Raw genomic sequence first — 21163 nt, 5'->3', positions numbered from 1 at the left:
CACAGCGGGATAGTCAGCCTATTTATCGCGAGGTACTTCGACCTTCTCGTAGGCTTCGATTATGTCGCCCACCTCGATATTCGGGTAGCTGAGCACCATACCGCACTCATAACCTGCAGCCACCTCGGTCACGTCGTCTTTTTCTCGACGTAACGAGCTGATTGTGGCATCACTGGTTACTACGTTGCCATCTCGGATCAAGCGGATCGATGCACCACGGCGCATCTTGCCATCTTCGACCTTGCAGCCCGCGATAAGGCCGACAGAGGAGGCCTTAAAGATGGCGCGAATTTCAGCGCGTCCGACATCGCGGTCTTCGTAGACCGGCTTGAGCATGCCGCGCAGAGCGGACTCAACTTCCTCAATCGCGCGGTAGATAACCGTGTAGTAGCGGATATCTACACCCTCAGCGTTTGCTTCCTCGGTTGCCTTACCTTCGGAACGCACGTTGAAGGCGATGATGACGGCATCGGAAGCGGCAGCAAGCGATACGTTGGTCTGGGTTACTGCACCCACGCCGCGGTCGATGATATTGAGCTCGACTTCGTCGTCCATATCGATCTGTAGGAGGGCTTCCTCCAAAGCTTCCACCGAACCGGCGTTATCGCCCTTAAGGATGAGGTTGAGCGTGGAGTGCTCGCGCAATACTGCATCCAGATCCTCGAGAGAAACGCGCTTGCGAGTCTTCGCAGCCAATGCGTTGCGCTTGCGGGCATTTCGCTGATTTGCAATCTGGCGAGCGACGCGATCATCCTCAACAACCAGTAGGTTATCACCAGCGCCTGGAACTCCGTTGAGGCCCTGTACCTGGACTGGACGCGATGGACCAGCTTCCTCCACGTCATTGCCGTGCTCGTCGACCATGCGGCGAACACGACCATATGCGTCGCCGGCTACGATCGAATCGCCGACGCGCAGGGTGCCTCGCTGCACAATTACGGTGGCCACCGGGCCACGGCCGCGATCCAGGTGTGCTTCAATAGCAACGCCTTGGGCATCCATCTCGGGGTTAGCACGCAGATCCAATGAAGCATCCGCGGTGAGCAGAACCGATTCGAGGAGGTTATCGATATTGATATTTTCCTTAGCGGAAATATCAACGAACATGGTGTCGCCACCATATTCCTCCGGGATCAGTCCATATTCGGAAAGTTGACCACGGATACGATCAGGAGAAGCCCCCGGCTTATCAATCTTGTTCACAGCCACAACTACTGGCACATCTGCTGCCTTGGCATGGTTGATCGCCTCGATGGTCTGGGGCATCACTCCGTCATCTGCGGCCACCACGAGTACGGCGATATCAGTGGATTTGGCACCACGGGCACGCATGGCGGTGAAGGCCTCGTGTCCTGGCGTATCTAGGAAGGTGATCTTTCGATCGCGGCCCTCGATATCAACCTGAACCTGGTAGGCACCGATCCCCTGGGTGATTCCACCTGCCTCGCCGGAACCGACGTTAGCCTTCCTGATGGTATCCAGTAGTCGAGTTTTACCATGGTCGACGTGGCCCATTACGGTCACAACTGGAGGCCTAAATTCTAGATCGTCTTCGGTTCCGGCGTCTTCGCCAAACTGCAGATCGAAGGTCTCCAGTAGCTCACGATCTTCATCTTCTGGGGAAACGACCTCAACGACGTAGTTCATTTCTTCGCCCAAAAGCTGGAGGGTTTCCTCGGAAACGGAAGCCGTGGCTGTTACCATCTCGCCCAAGTTGAACAGTGCTTGCACCAATGCCGATGCATCGGTATCAATCTTGTCAGCAAAGTCGGAGAGAGAAGCTCCGCGAGCGAGCCGCACGGTAGCGCCAGCGCCATTGGGCAGCGCGACGCCACCAATGACATTTGGCACCTGCATGGACTCGTACTCGTTACGCTTCTGCCGTTTCGACTTGCGTCCGCGGCGAGGGGCGCCACCTGGGCGTCCGAAAGCACCCGCGGTTCCTCCGCGTCGACCACCGCGACCTGCGCCGCCTGGTCGATTCGGTCCAAAGCCGCCGCCCTGATTATTGCCACCTCGGCCACCTCGACCCCCAGAAGCTGCGCGCTCTGGCATAGCTCCTGGTGATGGATGGTTCGGCATCATAGCTGGCGAAGGACGACGTCCTCCTCCTTGACGCTCTTGGTTATTCGGACGATCTTGTCCGCCTGGGCGCTGACGATCACCTTGAGGGCGATTGCCACCCTGACCTCCGCGAGCACCGCGAGCTGGGCGGTCGCCGGTGGATCCTCCTGGGCGCGGACCGGGGCGCCCTCCTGGACGCGGACCTGGTCGGTCTTGGCCTCCGGTAGAGAATGGGTTATTTGCCACTCGACGTGCGCCTGGCTTTGGAGCAGGCTTCGCTTGTGGCTTTGGCATTGTCCCTGGGGTGGGTCCCGCTAGCTTAGCAGCTGGAGCAGGCTTATCAGAGCTTGCACTAGCAGGCTCTGAGAAAGTTGGGCTTGCCGGCTTGGCAGTTTGGGCTGCTGGATTGACAGGCTTCGCTACTTGCTCAGTGGGCTTCGCTTTGGGTGCAGCTGGTTTTGCTTTTTGCTCCACAGGTTTCGCAGGGGTGGCGGCAGGCGCACTTGGCTTGGGAGAAGCCGGTTTTGCAGTCTGAGCTGCTGGCTGAGCGGCTGGAGCGGCTGGCTTTGCGACCTGAGCTGCGGGTTTAGCCGCTTGGGCTGCAGGTTTAGCAGGCTTTGCTGCGGGTTTGGTAGTCTGCTCAGCTTTTTGGGTATCAGCTTGAGGTGTTTCTGCGGCGGCAGGTGCAGCTTCCGCCTGCGCGGCATAATGCGCCTTCATGCGCTTGACTACCGGTGGTTCTATGGTTGAGGAAGCAGTTTTGACAAACTCGCCTTTATCTCTGAGTGTGGCAAGTAACTCCTTGCTGGTGATACCGAGCTGTTTAGCGAGCTCATGTACACGTAATTTTCCGGGCACTTTTCTCCTTGTGTTATGGATAGAAAACAAGCAGATAGCCTGAAGTCCTGGAAAATACCCGCGGAGTACAGCCTATATGCAGTTTTCTAGCCGAATGTCATTGACGTTCATCGCTGATGCTTCATGATGTGCTCATCAGTGTTCGGTCTCTTTCTATTTCCTTGGTGTGTTCGTGGCTCGCCTGAATATGTTGGCGCAACGAACGGGTATCGAGTGGTCCCGACACGCGCAGCGACCGGGTAAACGCCCGCTGTTTTTCCGCTAATTCCACTGCTTCAAGATTTGGGGTAATCCAACATCCACGACCTGGAAGCCGGCGGTGCGGATCGGGCACGAGTGCATCTTTATTCGAACTGAGAACAACGCGCAAAAGCGTGCTGTCATGAGCCCGGGTACGGAAGGCGATACAGGTGCGAATACGGATAGTCGGTGCATTAGCGCCGTCGCCTGGCGACGACTGCATAAAGCTCGAGCTCACGTACTATTCCTTATCTTCGACCTTCACAGGCCACTCGCACTATTGATTCCAATATCAAGTCTGCGTAGTTTAAGCGGTAGCGTTTGATCTTTTCCCGCGCTTAGATATTATCGACATCTTGATAATACTGGCAGTAAAAATGAAACAGCTCTGCGTGACTGCAAATTCCACAATCAACAGGGCCTAAACCCATAGTAGTCGACGGAACAGAAAAAGTTAAGTTCTTTCCCCCTAAGAGACCGTGCATCGCTGTCTATATAGATGTCGGCTCAACACGGTCGTCGGACTAATGATCTACTCCGCGTCGGAGCGAATATCGATTTTCCAGCCAGTCAGGCGAGCGGCCAAACGAGCATTCTGTCCCTCTTTGCCAATAGCTAAGGAGAGCTGATAATCAGGAACTGTCACTTGGGCGATCTGCTGCTCGGGGTCCGTAATAGTAACATTGACTACTTTCGACGGAGCGAGCGCATTTCCTACATAGGTTGCAGGATCGTCGGAAAAGTCGATAATGTCGATTTTCTCCCCTCCCAATTCCTGCATGATATTACTGACTCGTTGTCCACGCGGCCCGATGCATGCACCTTTTGCGTTAAGCCCTTTGACATTAGCTTTCACAGCAACCTTGGAGCGATGGCCTGCTTCGCGCGCAATGGAAACGATCTCTACCGAGGAATCGGCAACTTCAGGGATTTCTAGCTCAAATAGCCGACGCACGAGCTCTGGGTGGGTACGCGAGAGATTAATGCTGAGCGAGCGTTGATTCTGACTAACCCCCACGACAAAGCTCTTGACGCGGTCTCCGTGGTGCAGCTTTTCTCCTGGAATCTGTTCAGCTGGAAGAAGCACGCCGTCTTGGCCGTCCATCTCGGTACCAAGGTGGACCACTACCATGCCGCGCTCGTTGGCCATAGCATCGGCTTGAACGACACCAGTAACAACAGTGCCCTCATAATCCGAATATGCTACATACGCCTGCCGAGCTTCAGCCTCGCGGAGCCTTTTAACGATTGCGTCTCGCACAGCGTGGGCGCCGAGTCGATCGAAGTGGCTTGGGGTATCATCGTATTCCGATTCCACGTTGCCCTCGGCATCGAGGCTGGAGACGATGACCGCGACGGAACCTGTTTGAATATCGATATCCACCCGGGTACGCGTATTGTCCTGTGGAGGGACATCTTTATACTCGCGGTAGGCGAACATCAAAGCGGTGGCAATGGTATCGACCAAGTCTCGCACCGGGATACCTTTTTCCGATTCAATTGCTTTGAGTGCCGCAACATCAATATTCACTTTTAATAAAGTCCCTTCGTGGAGATTAAATCTGACTGTTTTAGCTAACTACACAGTGGCCAGCTCGTCAAAAGACATGGACACAAGCTCGAGTTCGGACTGAGGTGCGTCAGAAAACTCAACTTCCTGGTGTGCGTGCAGGATCTGTTCAATCTCGAAAGCTGCTGCGCGAGCTATCCCTTTTGTACTGCTAATGAGCATGACGTGAGTGTGATCCTCATTCAGGGGACCAACACGAAACCGCTCCTTTTTATCATGGACGACCACCGTCACCAGGCGGCCACGGGCACGGCGCCAGTGACGCGGTAGGGTTAACGGCAGATCCAGACCCGGTGTACCAACTTCGAGGGTATAACCGGCACCAAAGTTGAGCCTCCGGGCCTCCTCCTCGGCATCGAAAAGCGCAGAAATTTCCAACGACAAAGCCTCAAGCTGGTCTGAATGTGGGTGCTCATCAGAGTCAATGGCAATGGCTACGGTGGTTTTCTTGCCAGCGAGAGCAATACGGATATCTTCAATATCTACACCATACTGCGAAGCTAGGGGTTCTAGAGTTATCAGGAGAGTTTCTTTGCTAGGAAAAGCCATAAGGGCGATGGTAGTACAATGACCGACTATGACACGATTTCGCATCTCATTCCTGCCCCTATGCGCTCTCGTCCTCGGTCTTATCCTCGGTGGCTGCGCAGCCCCATCACCCCACCCCACCTTGGCTGGGCTTTACCGGGTCAGCGAGGGGGAGCAACAGCAAGAACTGGGTGCCGAGATCGCCAGGTTGTGCGGTCACCTCAGGGATGGCGAGGTCCCGGCCAGTTGCACTCCTGAGGGAACTGATACATTCCTGACAGAATCCTCGACACAGGATTTTTCCGCCGATACAGCGGGCATCCTCAATATTATCGCTGATATCCCTCAAGAGTCTCTGCCTCTTATCGTTGACCAATATCTCTTCTATGCCACAACAAATGCCGAACCTATTTCCCAAGTAGTGGTTAAGTTGGATATTCCCGCTGCCGCACAACGCAATCCAGACGGTACGGCTCCCCAACAGGAACCAGATCCCGAGACCCACTCTCATAATGCTGCTTTTGTTGATCTCGTTGCGGCCAGGGAAGCGCTACGCCGCGAATACGGTTTTCTCTACGCCCTTGGCATGGCAACTGCATTTGCTGACGATATGCAGGACCAGAGAATAGCGCAGCTGGAAAAAGTCCATCAGCGAATTGCGGATAGTCTGGAGTTCGCCCTCAACGAGGATGCTTTTATCCCGGTGCCAGCGGCCGGATATAGCTTCGATGATCTCGAGCTTCCTTACGATGATAGAAGTGCAGCCGCATTTGTGGACGAGCTAGTTGCAAGTAACGAACGGGACTGGCAAGCCTTCGCTTCCCAGGCGCATCATGCGCCATGGCGCACGACTTCACTGAGCACCTTAGGTTACCTGACGAATCCACAATAGGCACGCAGCAGAAAAGGGCCACGGACGCTAGATAGTCCCGTGGCCCTTGATACTCGAAGTTATGCGGTGACCGTGTCGAGGATAGTAGAGACGATATCAGCGGCGTCGACTTCTACAATGTCGTGACCCCGACGGCGTAGCTCGACCTTGCCTTCATTAAATGAGCGCCCCAGCACCACTACATACGGGATACCGAGGAGCTCCGCATCCTTGAACTTAACTCCTGGGGACACCTTAGTGCGATCGTCGAACAGGACCTCGACACCTTTATGATCTAGTTCTGCAACGAGGCGATCACCGGCAGCTAAGGCTTTTTCGTCCTTATTAGCCACAACAACGTGAACGTGATAAGGGGCCACCTCAAGTGGCCAATTCAGACCTCTGTCATCATGACGCTGCTCAGCCAGGACAGCCATGAGCCGCGATACACCAATTCCGTAGGAACCCATGGTGGGGATGACTCGCTTGCCGTTTTCATCCAAGATCTGCACATCGAAAGCCTCGGTGTACTTCCGCCCCAGCTGGAAAATATGACCGATCTCGATACCACGAGCCAAGGTAAGGGAGCCTTGACCGTCAGGCGCTGGGTCACCTTCGCGTACCTCGGCCGCCTCAATATATCCATCAATAGTAAAGTCGCGGCCAGCAACAACGTTGTTGGCATGTTTCTCGAAAGCATTGGCACCAGTTAGCCAGGCTGTTCCCTCTGCCACCCGAGGGTCAGCGAGAACTCTAATGCCGTGCTCATTGAGCGCCTGAGGGCCGATATAACCCTTGACAAGGAACGGACGAGCGGCGAAATCCTCCTCAGAGGCCAATTCCACTTCAGCTGGCTCGAAAGAGGCCTCGAGACGCTTCTCATCGACTTCGCGATCACCGGGCAACAAAATACCAATAAGCTCATCGTCCTGGGCGCCCGGCGTGTGCACCTTGACCATGAGGCATTTGAGCGTATCACTAGCGCCACATTCCCGCCCATCGATACTAAGACCACTGCGGCGTGCCCACTCCACCAGGTTGTCTATAGTTTCAGCGCCTGGGGTGTCATGAACCTCGAGGGGAGCTTGGCCGGCGATTTCCCGGGGTGTACCTGGTTGAGTTGTTACAGCCTCGACATTGGCAGCATAGTCTCCCTTCGTGGCACGCACGAAGGTGTCTTCACCATGAGGAGAAATAGCAAGAAATTCCTCCGAAGCCGATCCGCCCATCGCACCCGAGGTTGCTTTACAGATCGCGTATTCAACGCCGAGACGGTCGAAGATATTCTGATAAGCCTGACGGTGGCGAGCATAGGATTCCTCCAGACCAGCGTCAGTCATGTCAAAGGAGTAGGAATCCTTCATAACGAATTCGCGGCCCCTGAGGATACCCGCGCGAGGGCGTTCTTCGTCACGATATTTAATTTGGATTTGATACAGCGTCACAGGGAAGTCTTTATAGGAGTTATAAAGATCCTTAACCTGAGCCGTGAAAAGCTCCTCATGGGTGGGCCCCAATAACATATCTTGACCCTTGCGGTCCTTGAGTCGGAAGAGTGAGTCCCCGTACTCTGTCCAGCGGCCAGTTTGTTCATAAGGGTCGCGCGGAAGGAGTGCTGGAAATAACAATTCTTGGCCACCGATAGCGTCCATCTCTTCGCGAACGATATTTTCGATCTTTTTCAAGGTGCGTAGCCCGAGCGGAAGCCAGGTATACACTCCCGGGGCAGCGCGGCGAATATAGCCGGCGCGCACAAGAAGTTTGTGACTAGGTACTTCAGCATCTGCTGGGTCTTCACGCAGGGTACGTAAGAAGAGTGTGGAAAGACGAGTAATCATGGTTGGTTAGTTTAGCACCAGCTTTGTACCTTACTGACCAAGGCTCTAATAGCTTGCTCATCTGTGACCTGAACTGGTGCTGCTCCCCCACCCGGCCCGGCGGGTCCTCGCTCAACAAATGTCGAAGCTGAACTATGAATGGCGGCTACTCCGGTGGTCGCCAGAGCATCAATATTATCTGGGCGGATGCCTCCTCCAGCCATAATTTCGATCTCCGGTACGTGGGCTACGAGCATCGCCAATTCCTGGGCTCCAGCAGGGGCACTAGATTGTCCACCGGAACTAAGGATGCGCTTGATTCCGAGGTCCTTGATGCTGTGGCAGGCATCTATTCGCGAGGGTACTGTATCGAATACACGGTGCAGGGTCACCTCCGCGCCGTGAGCATGATCGATTAAATAACGCAGCGCAGGTATGTCTAGAGTGCCGTCTGATCGAGCAGCCCCAATAACAACTCCGTCGGCGCCGGCGCTAATGGCCTGTGAAATATCAGTAGCCATCACTTCGATCTCAGCCTCGCTATAAACGAAACCGCCGGGCCGCACCCTGATGAGGACGTGGGTGGATATGATTGTGGAGCACGCCTGGATATTGCCAATGGTGGGAGTAAGCCCACCGGTTGCGGATAGTCCCACGCATAACTCGATGCGGTCGGCTCCTGCGTGGGCAGCCTGGGCTGCTCCTACCGGGTCTTGCACTGCGATTTCAATGGCCGGGTATCTCATAAAGAATCCTCTTTGCTGACGTTAGGAGTCGGGATATTTAGATGCTTCATGTGCAAGTGACACCCTAAGTATATGGCCTAAGTCCAGCTAAACTCCACAACCGGTTGTTGGATTCTTGCGGTGATTGGCCCATTGGGATAGAGCATCGCTGATCGCTTGGCTATATAGCTCGCGACCTTGCTCATTGGGATGAATTCTGTCGGAATAAAGCTTGTCGGGGTTCGCCTGAGCCAGTTGGCACCAGGGAGCAATATAGAGATTCTCATAGGTGTCTTGAGCACGGGCGATACGTTCTTGAGAGATGGGAATCCAGGTGCGCTCGCCATAAGGCATCACCATAATGACCACGCGCTGCTGGCCGATTATATCCATGACCTGTTTCAATGCCTCCTCGCTTAGTGCTCCGTTGGTTCCAAAACCTAGAACGACAAAGGGATCAAGGCGCCCCGCATCAGCTAATGACTGGAGGATACTTGGTGCTGCCACGAGCGACCGCGACACTTCGGCATCGATATACATGCCCGGAAAGTTCTTCTCCAGGGCAGGTACGGACCCGAGCATAACGGAATCTCCCACAGCCGTCATTCGATCCCCTGTGGGAGGAAGCTGCGGTCCATATAAGGGGGTGGCAACGTCTGTTGCCTCTGCAGCTGGAATTGCTGTGATCTCACGCGGCGCTGTCTGATTGTGAGCCAGCCGCTCTAACTGGGATTGAAGTTCAGTTTGTTGCGGAGAGCGCACGATGGCCAGCGCAGCAGCCGCTAAGAGGGTTATAAGCGTTCCCGCCACCACAGCACGAACTCGAGGGTCAGAGCTACGCCATAGGTGCCGATATCCGCGCCGGCGTACGGGGGTTTCCACAAAGACATAACTGAGATGGCTGATAACTAGGCTGGTGATCAGCGCGAGCAGACCAATGACCTCCGAATGCTGTGCCCACATCTGTTGGTGGTTGAGTTCTTGCAGGAGAACAACGATTGGCCAGTGCCATAAGTATAGGGAGAAGGAACGTTCACCGAGCCACCTCAGCACCGAGGTCCCCATCACACGGGAGAGTATTCCTACCTCGGAACTTACTTGCGCCAGAATCAAAACAGTGAACAGTGAGGCTAAAACCAGGCCTCCGCGGTATGTGAAGGCAGCCGTATCGGATACGACAAAGAAGAGAGTCGTTAGTCCGATCACACTGAGCACCCCGACCACAACACCAGGTAAACCAGCTAAGAGGTTTCGGTTGCGAGGCCAGGAATCCGCATGAGGGTCTGCAGAGGTCGAGGTCATGATCAGAGCTAAAAATACCCCCATTAACAGCCCGAAGCTGTGGGTATCCGTTCCGTAATACACGCGGGTGGGATCGGCTGCTGGATCATAGAGAGCGAGCATCGCGGCAAATGATGCAGTGCCAAGTACTAAGACCGTCGCAAGGATCGCACACCCTATTTTCTTAAACATCCTCATAAGGGCCACGAAGATTAGTGGCCAGATGAGATAGAACTGCTCCTCCACGGCAAGCGACCAGTAGTGGGCTAAAATCTGCACCCCTGAATCGGCAAAGTAGCTGGCACTTGCGGCAATTTGAGTCCAGTTGTTGGCAAAAATCAGTGTGCCCGCAAACTGCTCACCTAGTTTGACACTGGGGTCACCACCGACGAGTCCTGCAAGAGCGGTGGTGATGATTAAGACGATAAAAGCTGCCGGGAGGATGCGTCGTGCGCGGCGAATCCAAAATTTCTTTAGATCAATCCTTCCCAGGACCGAATACTCTCGAACTAAAAGTGAGGTGATCAAGAATCCCGACAGCACAAAAAACATATCCACGCCCATAAACCCCCCGGGCATGGCCGAGCGGAAGAAGTGGTAAAAGACCACTGCCATCACCGCGATTCCGCGCAGCCCATCGATGCCAGGGACTCGACGAATTCGATAGGTCACGGTTTTCTTGGAATCATCGTGCTGCTGGGAGCTGGCTGCCAGGTGGTTGCGGTCCCCCACTCTCTTTGCCACGGGGTGCGGAGCAGGCGGCTCTGGGGTCTTTTTAAGGTTTTCTTCCCCGATCCTTCCACGGCTGCCCTTGGCGATGGCCGCTTCGAGATCGGCCGCGAAATCCGGTCGAACGGGTTTGCGGACAGTTGTTATCGTATGCCCCGTTAGCAACCTCAGCAGTGCTAAAAGGAGGCTAAGCATTAGGTAGCGCACGAGGGCAGCTAACCAAGGGACTGCCCGTATCACTCGCCGCGTGACCGCTGTGATAAAGCGGGTGACGCGACGGTTTGAACCGGATCCCTTGCGATTTAATGGTCCTGCCAACACGTGTCCACTTTGTCCTCGTTACTCGCGCCTATCGCGGACTCACTTAGTCCACGACCGTCCCTCATCCACCGCTATTAAAAAGGAAGGGGCGAAAGGGCCTTACAAAGTAGTCATCTTAACGCATCACCCCAACCTTCAGTATTCACTGCGTTCACGGCCGAAAAATTAGCCGAGCTCCACCTCGGCGGGGATGAGAAGTGTACGGTGAAAAACTATGTTGATCATACTTCCCCCATCCGAGACCAAAGCTCGAGGTGGCAGTGGAGCGCGGCTTTCTTGGGACACTCTCTCTTTCCCCGTGCTCAATCCCATCCGCCGCAGCATCGCCCGGGATCTTGGTGCCCTCCATCCTGATGAGGCTTTGCAGGTACTCAAAATTTCGGAAAACTTGAGAACAGAAGCCGTCTCGAATACACACCTTCTCCACTCCCCGACTATGCCCGCCATTGAACGCTTTCAAGGTGTGCTTTTCGATGCCCTCTCCGCCGATACTTTGCCCGTATTCGCTCGAGAGCGCCTAGCTGTTGGGGATGCACTATTCGGTCTGGTCAAGGCAGATGACCTCATTCCCCACTACCGCTTATCAGCTCATGCGAAGGTGCCTTACCGAGAGGATCGCAATATTTCTCCGGCACCGACGATGAAAAAAAGATGGGGTGCGGCCATCTCAGCGGAACTGGCGAAACTCGATGAACTGATTATAGATATGCGCTCAGGAGCTTATAGACAATTAGGCCCAGACAAACAGGCAATAACTGTTCGAGTTGAAAGCGTCAAGGCTGACGGGAGTCGGTCAGTTGTCAGCCACTTCAATAAGCATTATAAGGGGCTCCTCGCACGAGCGTTGGCTATCACTGACACGGAGCCGACGTGCGTGCAGGATGTATTAAAGACCGCAACTCAGGCCGGCTTCGATGTTGAACACGGTGGCGGGCGGGACATGATCCTTGTAGTTCGCCCCTCACAACCTCATCCCTAAGGCTACAGTCCCGCTACCTCGCCGATCACATATACAGCGGGCGGCTTAATGTGGTGAGTACTGAAGGTCTCGGCGAGGGATTCGAGGGTACAGCGGTACGAACGCTGCTCGCTGGTGGCTCCATTTTCTATAACCGCTGCTGGCATCGTTGGTCGCATCCCAGCATGAATGAGGCGTTCAGCGATTCGGGGAGCATTCTTAACACCCATGATGACCGCCAAAGTTCCCCCAGATTGAGCCAGAGCATCCCAGTCGATCAGACTCTGAGGATGCTCTGGCGGCAGATGTCCAGAGATAACCGTAAAGCTGTGTACAACTCCCCGTTGGGTAATGGGGATTCCTGCGAGAGCAGGAACTGAGATTGCACTTGTCACCCCTGGTACAACCTCGACTGTGAGGCCATGGGCGGAGAGATATTCAAGCTCTTCAAAACCGCGCCCAAAAACATACGGATCTCCTCCCTTGAGGCGAACAACTTTCTTACCAGCGCGAGCGTGCTCGACGAGTAGTTCGTTGATCTTTGACTGAGCCACTTGATGACCGTATGGCAGCTTGGACACATCGATAATTTCTTTGCTGTCAACATTGCAGAGTCGGTCGAGTTCTTGGGTGGGGCCGAGGTGATCGACGAGTACTATATCGGCAGCTTGGAGTCTGTTCATTCCGCGAATGGTCATGAGATCCCAGGCGCCCGGCCCTCCACCGAGGAGCACAACTGGGTGGGTCTTGATTTCAGTCATGGTAAATAAGCATAGTCATAGATAAAGTAATCTCCATGCATCTGCACCAGGACTTCGCCGCCGCCCTTCCCGAACTGGTTCATCCCGCCACACCACCTCATTTTCCCAGCTTGCAACAAATTTATTGCAATACCGACGTGGCGACTTCCCTGCTCTTAAATCCGGCTGATCTCAGCGCAGATAGGCTTGCTAGCCTGCTGGAAAATAATTATCCCGCCATGGCTTATGCGGGCCACCAATTCGGTCACTTCTCTCCGCGCTTAGGAGACGGGCGAGCTTTGCTCCTCGGTGAACTCACAAAGGGCGAGGACGTGGTGGATCTTCATCTAAAAGGCAGTGGCCCGACCGTTTTCGCACGCGGAGGTGACGGAAAAATGCCGGTTGATGCAGCGTGGAAGGAAATTATCTACTCCCGAGCACTTACTGGTCTAAAAATTCCCAGCTCTCGCATTCTTGCGGCTTTTACCACGGGTGAAATGATAAAAAGAGAGCAACTGGTACCCGGCGCGCTCATCATTCGAGCAGCCTCAAGTCATATCCGCGTAGGAACTTTTCAATACGCTGCGACGCTGGGAGATAACGTCGTGCAGACCTTGTGTGATTATACGATCGCTCGTCACTATCCTCTCGCCCGCGGGCCCGAGCGTTACCGGGATTTTTTCTCCTCAGTAGTAGAGCGTCAAGCTCAGACGGTGGCGCTGTGGATGCGCCACGGTTTCGTGCACGGAGTGATGAATACTGATAACACCACATTAAGTGGGGAAAGTATTGATTTTGGGCCAGCAGCCTTTAGCGATACCTATAACGATGATGCCTGCTATTCGTCGATTGATACGCATGGACGTTATCGCTACGGTTACCAGCCATCGATTCTTGGCTGGAATTTAGCGCGCCTGGCTGAATGCCTTGTTCCGTTGGTTGGACTCGAGTGGGCCCAGGAAACCATGGCCACCTTTGGTGAGGTGTATTACCGCCAGTGGCTCAAGTATATGGGTCGTGCGCTCGGGATCTCCCACCTCGAGCGGTCATACCTGGAGAGTACGATCGAGGAGTTTATGGAGTTGATGAAAAATGATCAGCTCGATCGCACGCTCGTCCTTCGAGCACTCAGCGAGCAGCGCGCTCTACCACAGGTGGGCGACCTCGTAGATTCGGGGGCATGGGCGTCTTGGATGGCTAGGTGGCGAAAAATGGATCCAAACTTCGCGGCGATGCTGAAGGTGAACCCCGTTTATATCGCCCGTAATCACCTCGTGGCGGCAAGTAGCGAGGACCCGCGGGTGCGCACCCTCCTCCTTGACGTTTTGGGGGATCCTTTTAGGCGCAGAACTGGGCAAGACTATGCGTTCTTGGAGCAGCTCGCTCCCCGGGACTTTGGACCCTACCACACGGTTTGTGGCACCTAGGAGGTTACTCGTTGGCACGCTTGAATAAAGCGCTGCACCATCTCAGGATAAGCGGCTGGATGAGTGTGTAGATAGGAAGCGTGGACGGTCGCCGTGGTGAAGCCCTCGCTCTTGGTATTACCGTAGTAGTCTTGCCACGCCCATGCGGGGTCGAAGCCCTCGGCGGTTTCCTGATCCACACCGCTGTGGTGAAATTCGTGGCCGGTAATGCGCTGTCCGGCACGGCATAGCAAATTATCGCCCAGTGCCACAGCGCTTCGGTAACCCAAGGTGAGACGCTTTTTCATACTCGCTGATACCGGGATCGCTCCAAGCATATGCCGCTCATCGAGGCGATCGACAAGCCATAAAAGCCCCGCACATTCCCCATGTACTGGCTTTTTCGCGGCGATATGTCTTCTGATATCCTCCCTTAAGCTGTCGCGGGAGGCGAGGATATCGGCATACTCTTCAGGGAAACCTCCTGGGATGATAATTCCCTCGCATGAAGGAAGTTCGTCGACGAGGGGGTCGAATTCCACGACTCGCGCTCCAGCAGCCGCCAGCAGCTCACGATGCTCGGCATAGGAAAAATTGAAGGCAGGACCACTAGCAATCGCCACGGTAACAGCATTCCCGCGTTCCATGAGGGCAGCGGGGTTCCAGCTGGGGCCGGAATAACTAGTGGAGGCGAGCGCAGCGATGGCATCGGTATCGCAGTAGCGGTCTACTAAATCAGCCATGTGGGCGATGGCTTCGGCCGCCTGGTGACCGTGTTCTGTGGCGGTGACTAGCCCGAGATGTCGTGATGGTACGGCCACCGCATCTTGGCGAGGTATGGCGCCCACCACGGGGATACCTTCGTATTCGACCGCCTGTGTACAAATATCGCGGTGGCGTTCGCTACCAACCATATTAAGGATGACACCTGCAATGCGAACATTTTTATCTGCGGTGGCGAAACCACGTACGAGGGCTCCTACTGACTGGCTCATACCGCGAATATCAACGACCAGAATAACGGGTAGCCCGAGTAGTCGGGCAATATCGGCTGAGGATCCGAGTCCATCAGGGATGCGGCCATCAAACAGTCCCATCACGCCCTCCACGACGGCAATATCGCATCCGCTGGAACCATGTCGATACAATGGCCCTATCAGATCCGCGCCACACATCACCATGTCAAGGTTGCGCCCGGTGCGTCCCGCGGCCAGTCCGTGATAACCAGGATCAATATAGTCAGGACCGACCTTGAAGGGCGCGACGGACATGCGGGCGCTGAGGGCCGCGATGAGGCCGGTGGTTATGGTCGTTTTTCCTGTCCCAGAGGCGGGGGCAGCGATTAAAATCCCCGGTGTTGTTGGCTCCCGATCCCGGGATCTCTGCGACTGAGCTCTATCTACCATTCGATTCCTTTTTGCCCTTTACGACCAAGGTCCATGGGATGCTTAACCTTGTGCATGTCGGTCACAAGATCGGCGAGTTCAATGAGTCGGGGGTGAGCATTGCGTCCTGTCATAACTATGTGCTGGACACCGGGGCGGTTGGAGAGGGTCGTGATAACATCGTCGATATCGATCCATCCCCAGCTAACGGGATAGGTGAATTCATCGAGCACATAGAAGTCGTGGTGTTGATGAGACAGGCGATGCTTAATTTCCTCCCATCCCTCGAGGGCTTGCCGAGCATGGTCAGCCTCGTTTCCTCGCTTTTTCGACCAGGACCATCCTTCTCCCATTTTGTGCCACTCCACTGCGCCCCCGATGCCCTCGTCGAGGTGGAGCTGGCCGAGTTTTTTGAAGACTGATTCTTCGCCGACTCGCCATTTGGCAGATTTGACGAATTGAAAAACTCCGATATTCATGCCTTGGTTCCACGCGCGCATGGCCATGCCAAAGGCAGCGGTGGATTTTCCTTTACCGGTGCCCGTGTGGACCGCCGTGACGGGGAGCATACGACGTTGCCGGGTTGTTAAACCGTCGTCGGGAATTGAAAGTGGGTCTAGTTGTCCGCGGGCCATCTCGGGTGCTCCTTAAAATAATAAGTTGTTACGTTTTCACTTTACGGGCTCTTGGGAAAGCTGGATGGGCAATAGTGTTTAGAATGCGTCAATAATACCTGTAACCGAATCAGCGTTTAATTCGTCGACTTTAATGAGTGCTCCGTGTATATTTTCAGCCAATTCACGAGCTAAACCGAGTTGGATACGTCCCGGTTTCTCGCAATCGATCACTATATTTGCCCACGCTTTTCGACGCGCGATGACTTCGCTGATGGTGCGTAGTCGCTGCAAACCATCAGGGCCGGTGGCGCGTCCATCAGAAAGAATCACTAGTATTGCTGGGCGTCCTGGCTCGCGGCGTAATTCCCGCTCGATGAGCTCCGATGCAAGGCTGAGTCCTTCAGCGAGCGGGGTGCGTCCTCCCGTTTTAACATCTGCTAGTCGTTTGAGGGCTATGTCGATGGAGCCGGTGGGTGGTAGGACGATTTTAGGATTCGTGCCTCTCACGCTAATGACAGCGACTTTATCGCGGCGCTGGTAGGCATCTCCCAGAAGGGATGTCACCGCACCTGTTACGGCAGCAAGGCGATCGCGCGCTGCCATTGATCCTGAAGCGTCGACTAAGAAGACAATGAGATTAGATTCCTTTGAGCGCAGGGTTGATCCCACGAGGTCATCGGGGATGAATTCGAGGCGCCCACCATCTATGCGCGCCCCCCGTTCGGCTGCATTGCGAATCGTTGCTACCATATTTACTCCGCGTCCCGTCGCGCTGGCGCGCACCACGGACCCTTCTCTGGTATGTGCTGCTTGCCGTCGTCCTGGAGTTGCCTCGTTTTCGGTCTTTCTCCGCTTACGGCGTAGCTGTCGGACCGCGAAAGGTAGCGCCCTGATCGGCGCTTACCTCCTCGGTTTCACTCATATCAGGAGTATTAGAGTCATCGTCTTGCGATGCGGGTGGCTGATCGCGATTGTGCTGCTCAGAGCTCTCAAAGGGATCTTCATCGGGGTGGGATTGTTGGGCCTGATCCATGACCTCATCGAGCTGTGATTCGTCGAGACCTGGCTCGTCGAATGGATTGCGACGCTTGCGGTGCGCAAGAGCTAATTCGGCGGCAACGCGTATATCTTCGTCTGTTACCTCCACGCGACCCTTGAGGGCTGCGTGGGCGATGGCTGTTCGAGCTATGACGAGGTCAGCACGCATTCCGTCGACATCGAAACTTGCGCAAATAAAGCCAATACGCTCCAAATTGGTATCGCTGAGTTCGATCGATCCCACCAATTGTTTGGCCTCAGCGATCGTACGCTCAAGCTCTAATTCCTGCGCGCGCCACTTCTCGCAGAACATTCTGGGGTTTCGATCAAATTCCAGGCGGCGGCGCATAATTTCGGTGCGCACCGCCACGTCCCGAGAAGCCTCTACTGCGACCGAGAGGCCGAAGCGATCGAGTAATTGAGGGCGCAACTCTCCCTCCTCGGGATTCATGGTGCCCACTAGAACAAATTTAGCGGCAGCAGAGTGAGAGATTCCATCGCGTTCGACGGTGACTATCCCTGTTGCGGCTGCGTCGAGAAGCGCATCAACGATGTGGTCGGCCAGTAAGTTGACCTCATCAACATAGAGCACGCCCCCGTTGGCGGCAGCCAGCAAACCTGGGCGGTATTCAGCTCTACCGCTGTGCAGGATGGTTTCCAGGTCGAGCGCGCCTACTACTCGATCTTCGGTAGCCCCAATCGGTAGATTGATCAAGGGCGCGCCTTCTAATAACCCAGCGAAGGCGCGAACTGTCGTGGTTTTAGCTGTACCTTTTTCGCCGCGAATGACAACCCCGCCAATTTGGGGACTAATGGCGTTTAGAAGGAGAGCCACCTGTAGTTTTTCATGGCCGACTACGGCGGAGAAGGGATATAGTGGAGGGATCTGAGCGCTCATATCAACCCAAACTTTCTTAGCCTCAAGCATAAAGGCCTCGGAGGACTACTAGTACCAGACCGCATGCGGGCCTCATTGTGGTCTACTTTAACCACAAATAAGGCCCGAGTGAAAAGCTACACTATTTTTCGCAGCCGTTACTCTTCTAATTGCAGAGTCTGCTGGGTATAGGCCCACATCTTGTTGAAGAGTTCCCGGTCAGTTCCGAGTTTCACTCCATAGGATGGCATCATTTCCTTGATTTTGTCGCCCCACAAGACCATGCGCTCTCCAAAGCAGTGTTCCAGAACCTCGACCATTGCTGCTGGAGCAATTGAAGCTCCGGGAGAGGCGCCGAGCAGCCCAGCGATCGAGCCATCGCGGTGGGAGATCAGGGTGGTACCAAACTCGAGGGAGCCGAATGACGGGCCAACCACCGGCTTGATGACCTGAACTCGCTGCCCTGCGACCACAACCTCCCAGTCATCTTCCTCGGCGAGTGGCATATATGCGCGCAGCGACTCCATTTTCGCGGAACGGTCTTTCAGCAATTCCTGAATGAGGTATTTCGTCAATCCTAATTCGCGGATTCCGACAGACAATAAGGAAGGAAGGTTCGTTGGCTTGACTGAGTGCAAGAGATCAAACCAGGAACCATTCTTGAGGAATTTTGGCGTCCATCCTGCATAGGGGCCAAATAGAAGTCCCCTCTCACCGTCGATCATTCTCGTGTCGAGGTGGGGTACCGACATCGGAGGCGCCCCAATATCGGCTTTGCCATAGACCTTGGCATGATGCCGTGAGATGATCTCTGGATTTGTACACCGCAACCATTGCCCCGCCACGGGGAATCCGCCGTAACCGCGGATCTCTGGGATTTTGGATTTCTGCAGAAGTGGGAGAGCCATGCCGCCCGCGCCAACGAATACGAAATTGGCGCGATAGGTCGACTCTTCACGGGTGTGAACGTTGCGTACTGTGACCTTCCACTTCTTGCCCTCTCGTTTGATGTCGGTTACCTCATGTCCGTAGCGGATTTCGGTACCCTCCTCGGCGGCGTTTTTCAAAAACTGCCGAGTTAATGCACCATAGTTGATATCGGTCCCGCCATCGAACCAGGAGATAGCCACTTTTTCGTTGGCATCTCGACCCTCGGCCATCAGCGGCAGCTTGGTATTGAAAACTTCGCGGTCATCGGAGTATTTCAGTCCTGTGAATAGCGGATGCTGGGCAAGCGCTTCATAACGCTTACGCAAATACGACACCTGATCGGGGCCTCTGCCAAAAGAGATATGAGGCACCGGGTGAATGAATTGCCGCGGATTGGGTAAAACTCCTTGGTTGACTTGGAAGGCCAAGAATTCCCTTGATAATTGGAAGCGCTCATTGGTCTGAAGAGCGGTGGAGATATCAATGCGCCCGTTGACTTCCGGTGTGTAGTTCAACTCGCACAGTGCTGAGTGACCCGTGCCTGCGTTATTCCAGGGCGACGATGATTCCAGCGCCGCACCATCGAGGCGTTCGAAGATGAGCTGCGACCACTGCGGCTCTAATGTGCGCAGCATAGCGCCTAGGGTAGCGCTCATAATCCCAGCGCCGATGAGGATGACGTCTACATCATCCTCCACTGTTTTTCCCGCGGTCATCGAGTCATTTATGCCATTATTCATAGTAAGAACTTCCTTGGTTAGATCTGTTTCTGAAAGCATATCTAGCTTGAAACGGTCTAGTAGCTATCTCGTTGCCCGTAGCGTGCTGACAACTATCCTTGTGAGAAAATGATAAGAATAAGTGTACGCCACTCCACCCTAGTGAGTGTGACCCAAGACAAATGGTACCTACTCGCCATCATAGACTCGATCCTTGCACTGAGGCTGTGCGTAAAGGCCTCATATGCCCACCCCTTTTTAGGTGTCCCATTCATCTGCTACCCCTATCCATCCATCCTTTATTGAGTTACACCTTGATACTTCTGAGGCCTTTTCCAGCAGTTGGCTGGCCCATTACCGTGACCTACATCTATCCCTCAAGCCACTGATATAAAACTCGGGCTACACTACGAAGTATGAAATCACCGACGCATTCCGAACGCTCCTATAGCCCAGATCTTCCCCGAAAAAAGGTGCCGCCTGCACCTCCGACTTGGGATACGGCTCAGTGGGAGGACGATATTCTAGGCTCGGAATTCCGGCAGCTTACTTTTGATCTGGGGTCTGACCCGGACGAGGAAGGACGGGTGAGTACCACCCTCATCCGGCACCAAAGTCACCGCACAGAGCCAGCCCAAACGGCCGTCCTCTATATCCACGGTATGACCGACTACTTTTTTCAGACACATTTAGCCGAGCACTTTTCCCACAACAGTTTTGACTTCTTTGCTCTTGATTTGCGTAAATGTGGGCGCTCTCGACAGGCGGGTCAAACGTGGCACTATACCTCGCATATGGATCACTACTACCCGGATTTGAGTACCGCGGTGGATTTCCTCAGCTCGAAATACGACTCCATTGTGCTCATCGGTCACTCGACTGGCGGACTCGTTGTCGTCGACTGGCTTGATCATATTAGGCGTACAAACCCGACCCTTCACTCCGTGGTCACAGCCGCTATTCTCAATTCCCCGTGGTTTGATGTCCCACTCCCGAAGGCATTGTATCCTTTTGCTTACCTGTTGATCGGAACCGTAGGCTATTTCAAGCCTTTCACCCCGTTTACGCTCGGGAATTTAGGTACTTACGGAGAGTCCGTGCACAAGGATTACTCTGGGGAATGGGATTTTGATACACGGATGAAACCGATTGGGGGGTGCCAGAAGTACTTTGGGTGGATGCGTGCAGTGATGAGGGCGCAGCTCAAACTGCGTCGCCGCACCATCAACACAGGAGTTCCGGTCCTTACTCTGTGTTCCTCGAGGTCGCACACGTCCATGGTCATCGACGATTATTCTCATCGGAGTGATACTGTGCTCGATGTTGATCAGATAAAACAATGGGCGCCCTTTGTTTCCTCACACTCGACCATCGTGGAGATCGAGGATGGTATGCACGATCTATATCTATCTCCGCGGCCCGTCCGCGACCGAGCTCTCCAGGCCTCGACGACGTGGCTGCAACACCTTCAGTAATCCCTCGTTATAAG

17 protein-coding genes are annotated in these 21163 nt (G+C 54.5%); 4 read left to right on the top strand and 13 right to left on the bottom strand.

The window, feature by feature from the left end; all coding sequences use genetic code 11:
• Positions 1-18 precede the first annotated feature (18 nt).
• From infB to rimP, 4 genes are all read right to left on the bottom strand, one after another.
• On the bottom strand, positions 19-2922 hold the full coding sequence (gene infB / locus NXT00_RS00755; protein WP_259157685.1) for a translation initiation factor IF-2: 2904 nt from the start codon (positions 2920-2922) through the stop codon (positions 19-21).
• Positions 2923-3043: 121 nt separating this feature from the next.
• Positions 3044-3400: a YlxR family protein gene (locus NXT00_RS00750; protein ID WP_259076340.1), complete on the bottom strand. Its 357-nt coding sequence runs from the start codon at positions 3398-3400 to the stop codon at positions 3044-3046.
• Positions 3401-3694: 294 nt separating this feature from the next.
• Positions 3695-4693 (bottom strand): transcription termination factor NusA, encoded by a 999-nt coding sequence (nusA, locus tag NXT00_RS00745; RefSeq protein WP_259157682.1) that lies wholly within the window; start codon positions 4691-4693, stop codon positions 3695-3697.
• A gap of 48 nt (positions 4694-4741) precedes the next feature.
• Positions 4742-5281, bottom strand: a complete 540-nt coding sequence (gene rimP, locus NXT00_RS00740) for a ribosome maturation factor RimP (RefSeq protein WP_259076337.1) — start codon at positions 5279-5281, stop codon at positions 4742-4744.
• A gap of 28 nt (positions 5282-5309) precedes the next feature.
• Here rimP and NXT00_RS00735 point away from each other — a divergent pair, with 28 nt between their 5' ends.
• Positions 5310-6152, top strand: coding sequence for a DUF4439 domain-containing protein (locus NXT00_RS00735; RefSeq protein WP_259076329.1), 843 nt, complete (start codon positions 5310-5312; stop codon positions 6150-6152).
• Between the two features lie 59 nt (positions 6153-6211).
• On the opposite strand, the gene NXT00_RS00730 is transcribed toward NXT00_RS00735, so the two are convergent.
• The 3 genes from NXT00_RS00730 to NXT00_RS00720 form a co-directional block, all read right to left on the bottom strand.
• Positions 6212-7969, bottom strand: coding sequence for a proline--tRNA ligase (locus tag NXT00_RS00730; RefSeq protein ID WP_259076328.1), 1758 nt, complete (start codon positions 7967-7969; stop codon positions 6212-6214).
• A gap of 11 nt (positions 7970-7980) precedes the next feature.
• The gene (locus NXT00_RS00725) at positions 7981-8694 is read right to left on the bottom strand and encodes a copper homeostasis protein CutC (protein ID WP_259076326.1); all 714 of its coding nucleotides are present in this window, start codon (positions 8692-8694) and stop codon (positions 7981-7983) included.
• A gap of 87 nt (positions 8695-8781) precedes the next feature.
• Entirely contained in the window at positions 8782-11004 is a 2223-nt protein-coding gene (locus tag NXT00_RS00720) for an acyltransferase family protein (protein WP_259157679.1), read from the bottom strand.
• A 214-nt stretch (positions 11005-11218) separates the two neighbouring features.
• On the opposite strand from NXT00_RS00720, the gene yaaA reads away from it, so the two are divergent.
• The gene (yaaA, locus tag NXT00_RS00715; RefSeq protein ID WP_259076322.1) at positions 11219-11983 is read left to right on the top strand and encodes a peroxide stress protein YaaA; all 765 of its coding nucleotides are present in this window, start codon (positions 11219-11221) and stop codon (positions 11981-11983) included.
• 2 nt (positions 11984-11985) lie between these two features.
• Here the strand turns inward: yaaA and cobA are convergent, their stop codons facing one another.
• Complete coding sequence (cobA, locus tag NXT00_RS00710; RefSeq protein WP_259076321.1) at positions 11986-12723, bottom strand: uroporphyrinogen-III C-methyltransferase; 738 nt, start codon at positions 12721-12723, stop codon at positions 11986-11988.
• A gap of 35 nt (positions 12724-12758) precedes the next feature.
• On the opposite strand from cobA, the gene NXT00_RS00705 reads away from it, so the two are divergent.
• Positions 12759-14129, top strand: a complete 1371-nt coding sequence (locus tag NXT00_RS00705) for a protein adenylyltransferase SelO family protein (RefSeq protein WP_259157678.1) — start codon at positions 12759-12761, stop codon at positions 14127-14129.
• Here the strand turns inward: NXT00_RS00705 and NXT00_RS00700 are convergent.
• From NXT00_RS00700 to mqo, 5 genes are all read right to left on the bottom strand, one after another.
• The gene (locus tag NXT00_RS00700) at positions 14126-15514 is read right to left on the bottom strand and encodes a cobyrinate a,c-diamide synthase (protein WP_259157677.1); all 1389 of its coding nucleotides are present in this window, start codon (positions 15512-15514) and stop codon (positions 14126-14128) included. The two genes, NXT00_RS00705 and NXT00_RS00700, sit on opposite strands and share 4 nt — an antisense overlap.
• Positions 15508-16128, bottom strand: coding sequence for a cob(I)yrinic acid a,c-diamide adenosyltransferase (gene cobO, locus NXT00_RS00695; RefSeq protein WP_259076315.1), 621 nt, complete (start codon positions 16126-16128; stop codon positions 15508-15510). Before cobO ends, NXT00_RS00700 begins: the two co-directional genes overlap by 7 nt.
• Before the next feature lie 78 nt (positions 16129-16206).
• On the bottom strand, positions 16207-16893 hold the full coding sequence (locus NXT00_RS00690; protein ID WP_259157849.1) for a VWA domain-containing protein: 687 nt from the start codon (positions 16891-16893) through the stop codon (positions 16207-16209).
• A 70-nt stretch (positions 16894-16963) separates the two neighbouring features.
• Positions 16964-18046 (bottom strand): ATP-binding protein, encoded by a 1083-nt coding sequence (locus NXT00_RS00685; protein ID WP_259157675.1) that lies wholly within the window; start codon positions 18044-18046, stop codon positions 16964-16966.
• A gap of 137 nt (positions 18047-18183) precedes the next feature.
• Positions 18184-19683, bottom strand: a complete 1500-nt coding sequence (gene mqo / locus NXT00_RS00680; protein WP_259157848.1) for a malate dehydrogenase (quinone) — start codon at positions 19681-19683, stop codon at positions 18184-18186.
• Between the two features lie 407 nt (positions 19684-20090).
• Here mqo and NXT00_RS00675 point away from each other — a divergent pair, with 407 nt between their 5' ends.
• A complete protein-coding gene (locus NXT00_RS00675; protein ID WP_259076312.1) occupies positions 20091-21149 on the top strand; it encodes an alpha/beta hydrolase in 1059 nt (352 codons plus the stop codon).
• Positions 21150-21163: the final 14 nt, after the last annotated feature.

This window comes from Corynebacterium sp. ES2715-CONJ3, from assembly GCF_024814365.1.
Lineage (GTDB): Bacteria > Actinomycetota > Actinomycetes > Mycobacteriales > Mycobacteriaceae > Corynebacterium.
Note: the sequence above shows the minus strand (reverse complement) of the source record. Positions and strands in the feature narration are given on the sequence as shown.

Bases quoted from the DNA above. Each gene is read 5' to 3' on its own strand.
- cobO (WP_259076315.1), bottom strand. From the start codon at position 16,128: ATGGCCCGCGGACAACTAGACCCACTTTCAATTCCCGACGACGGTTTA.
- NXT00_RS00700 (WP_259157677.1), bottom strand. From the start codon at position 15,514: ATGGTAGATAGAGCTCAGTCGCAGAGATCCCGGGATCGGGAGCCAACA.
- NXT00_RS00725 (WP_259076326.1), bottom strand. From the start codon at position 8,694: ATGAGATACCCGGCCATTGAAATCGCAGTGCAAGACCCGGTAGGAGCA.
- NXT00_RS00735 (WP_259076329.1), top strand. From the start codon at position 5,310: ATGACACGATTTCGCATCTCATTCCTGCCCCTATGCGCTCTCGTCCTC.
- cobA (WP_259076321.1), bottom strand. From the start codon at position 12,723: ATGACTGAAATCAAGACCCACCCAGTTGTGCTCCTCGGTGGAGGGCCG.
- NXT00_RS00685 (WP_259157675.1), bottom strand. From the start codon at position 18,046: ATGAGCGCTCAGATCCCTCCACTATATCCCTTCTCCGCCGTAGTCGGC.
- NXT00_RS00675 (WP_259076312.1), top strand. From the start codon at position 20,091: ATGAAATCACCGACGCATTCCGAACGCTCCTATAGCCCAGATCTTCCC.
- yaaA (WP_259076322.1), top strand. From the start codon at position 11,219: ATGTTGATCATACTTCCCCCATCCGAGACCAAAGCTCGAGGTGGCAGT.
- NXT00_RS00730 (WP_259076328.1), bottom strand. From the start codon at position 7,969: ATGATTACTCGTCTTTCCACACTCTTCTTACGTACCCTGCGTGAAGAC.
- rimP (WP_259076337.1), bottom strand. From the start codon at position 5,281: ATGGCTTTTCCTAGCAAAGAAACTCTCCTGATAACTCTAGAACCCCTA.
- NXT00_RS00705 (WP_259157678.1), top strand. From the start codon at position 12,759: ATGCATCTGCACCAGGACTTCGCCGCCGCCCTTCCCGAACTGGTTCAT.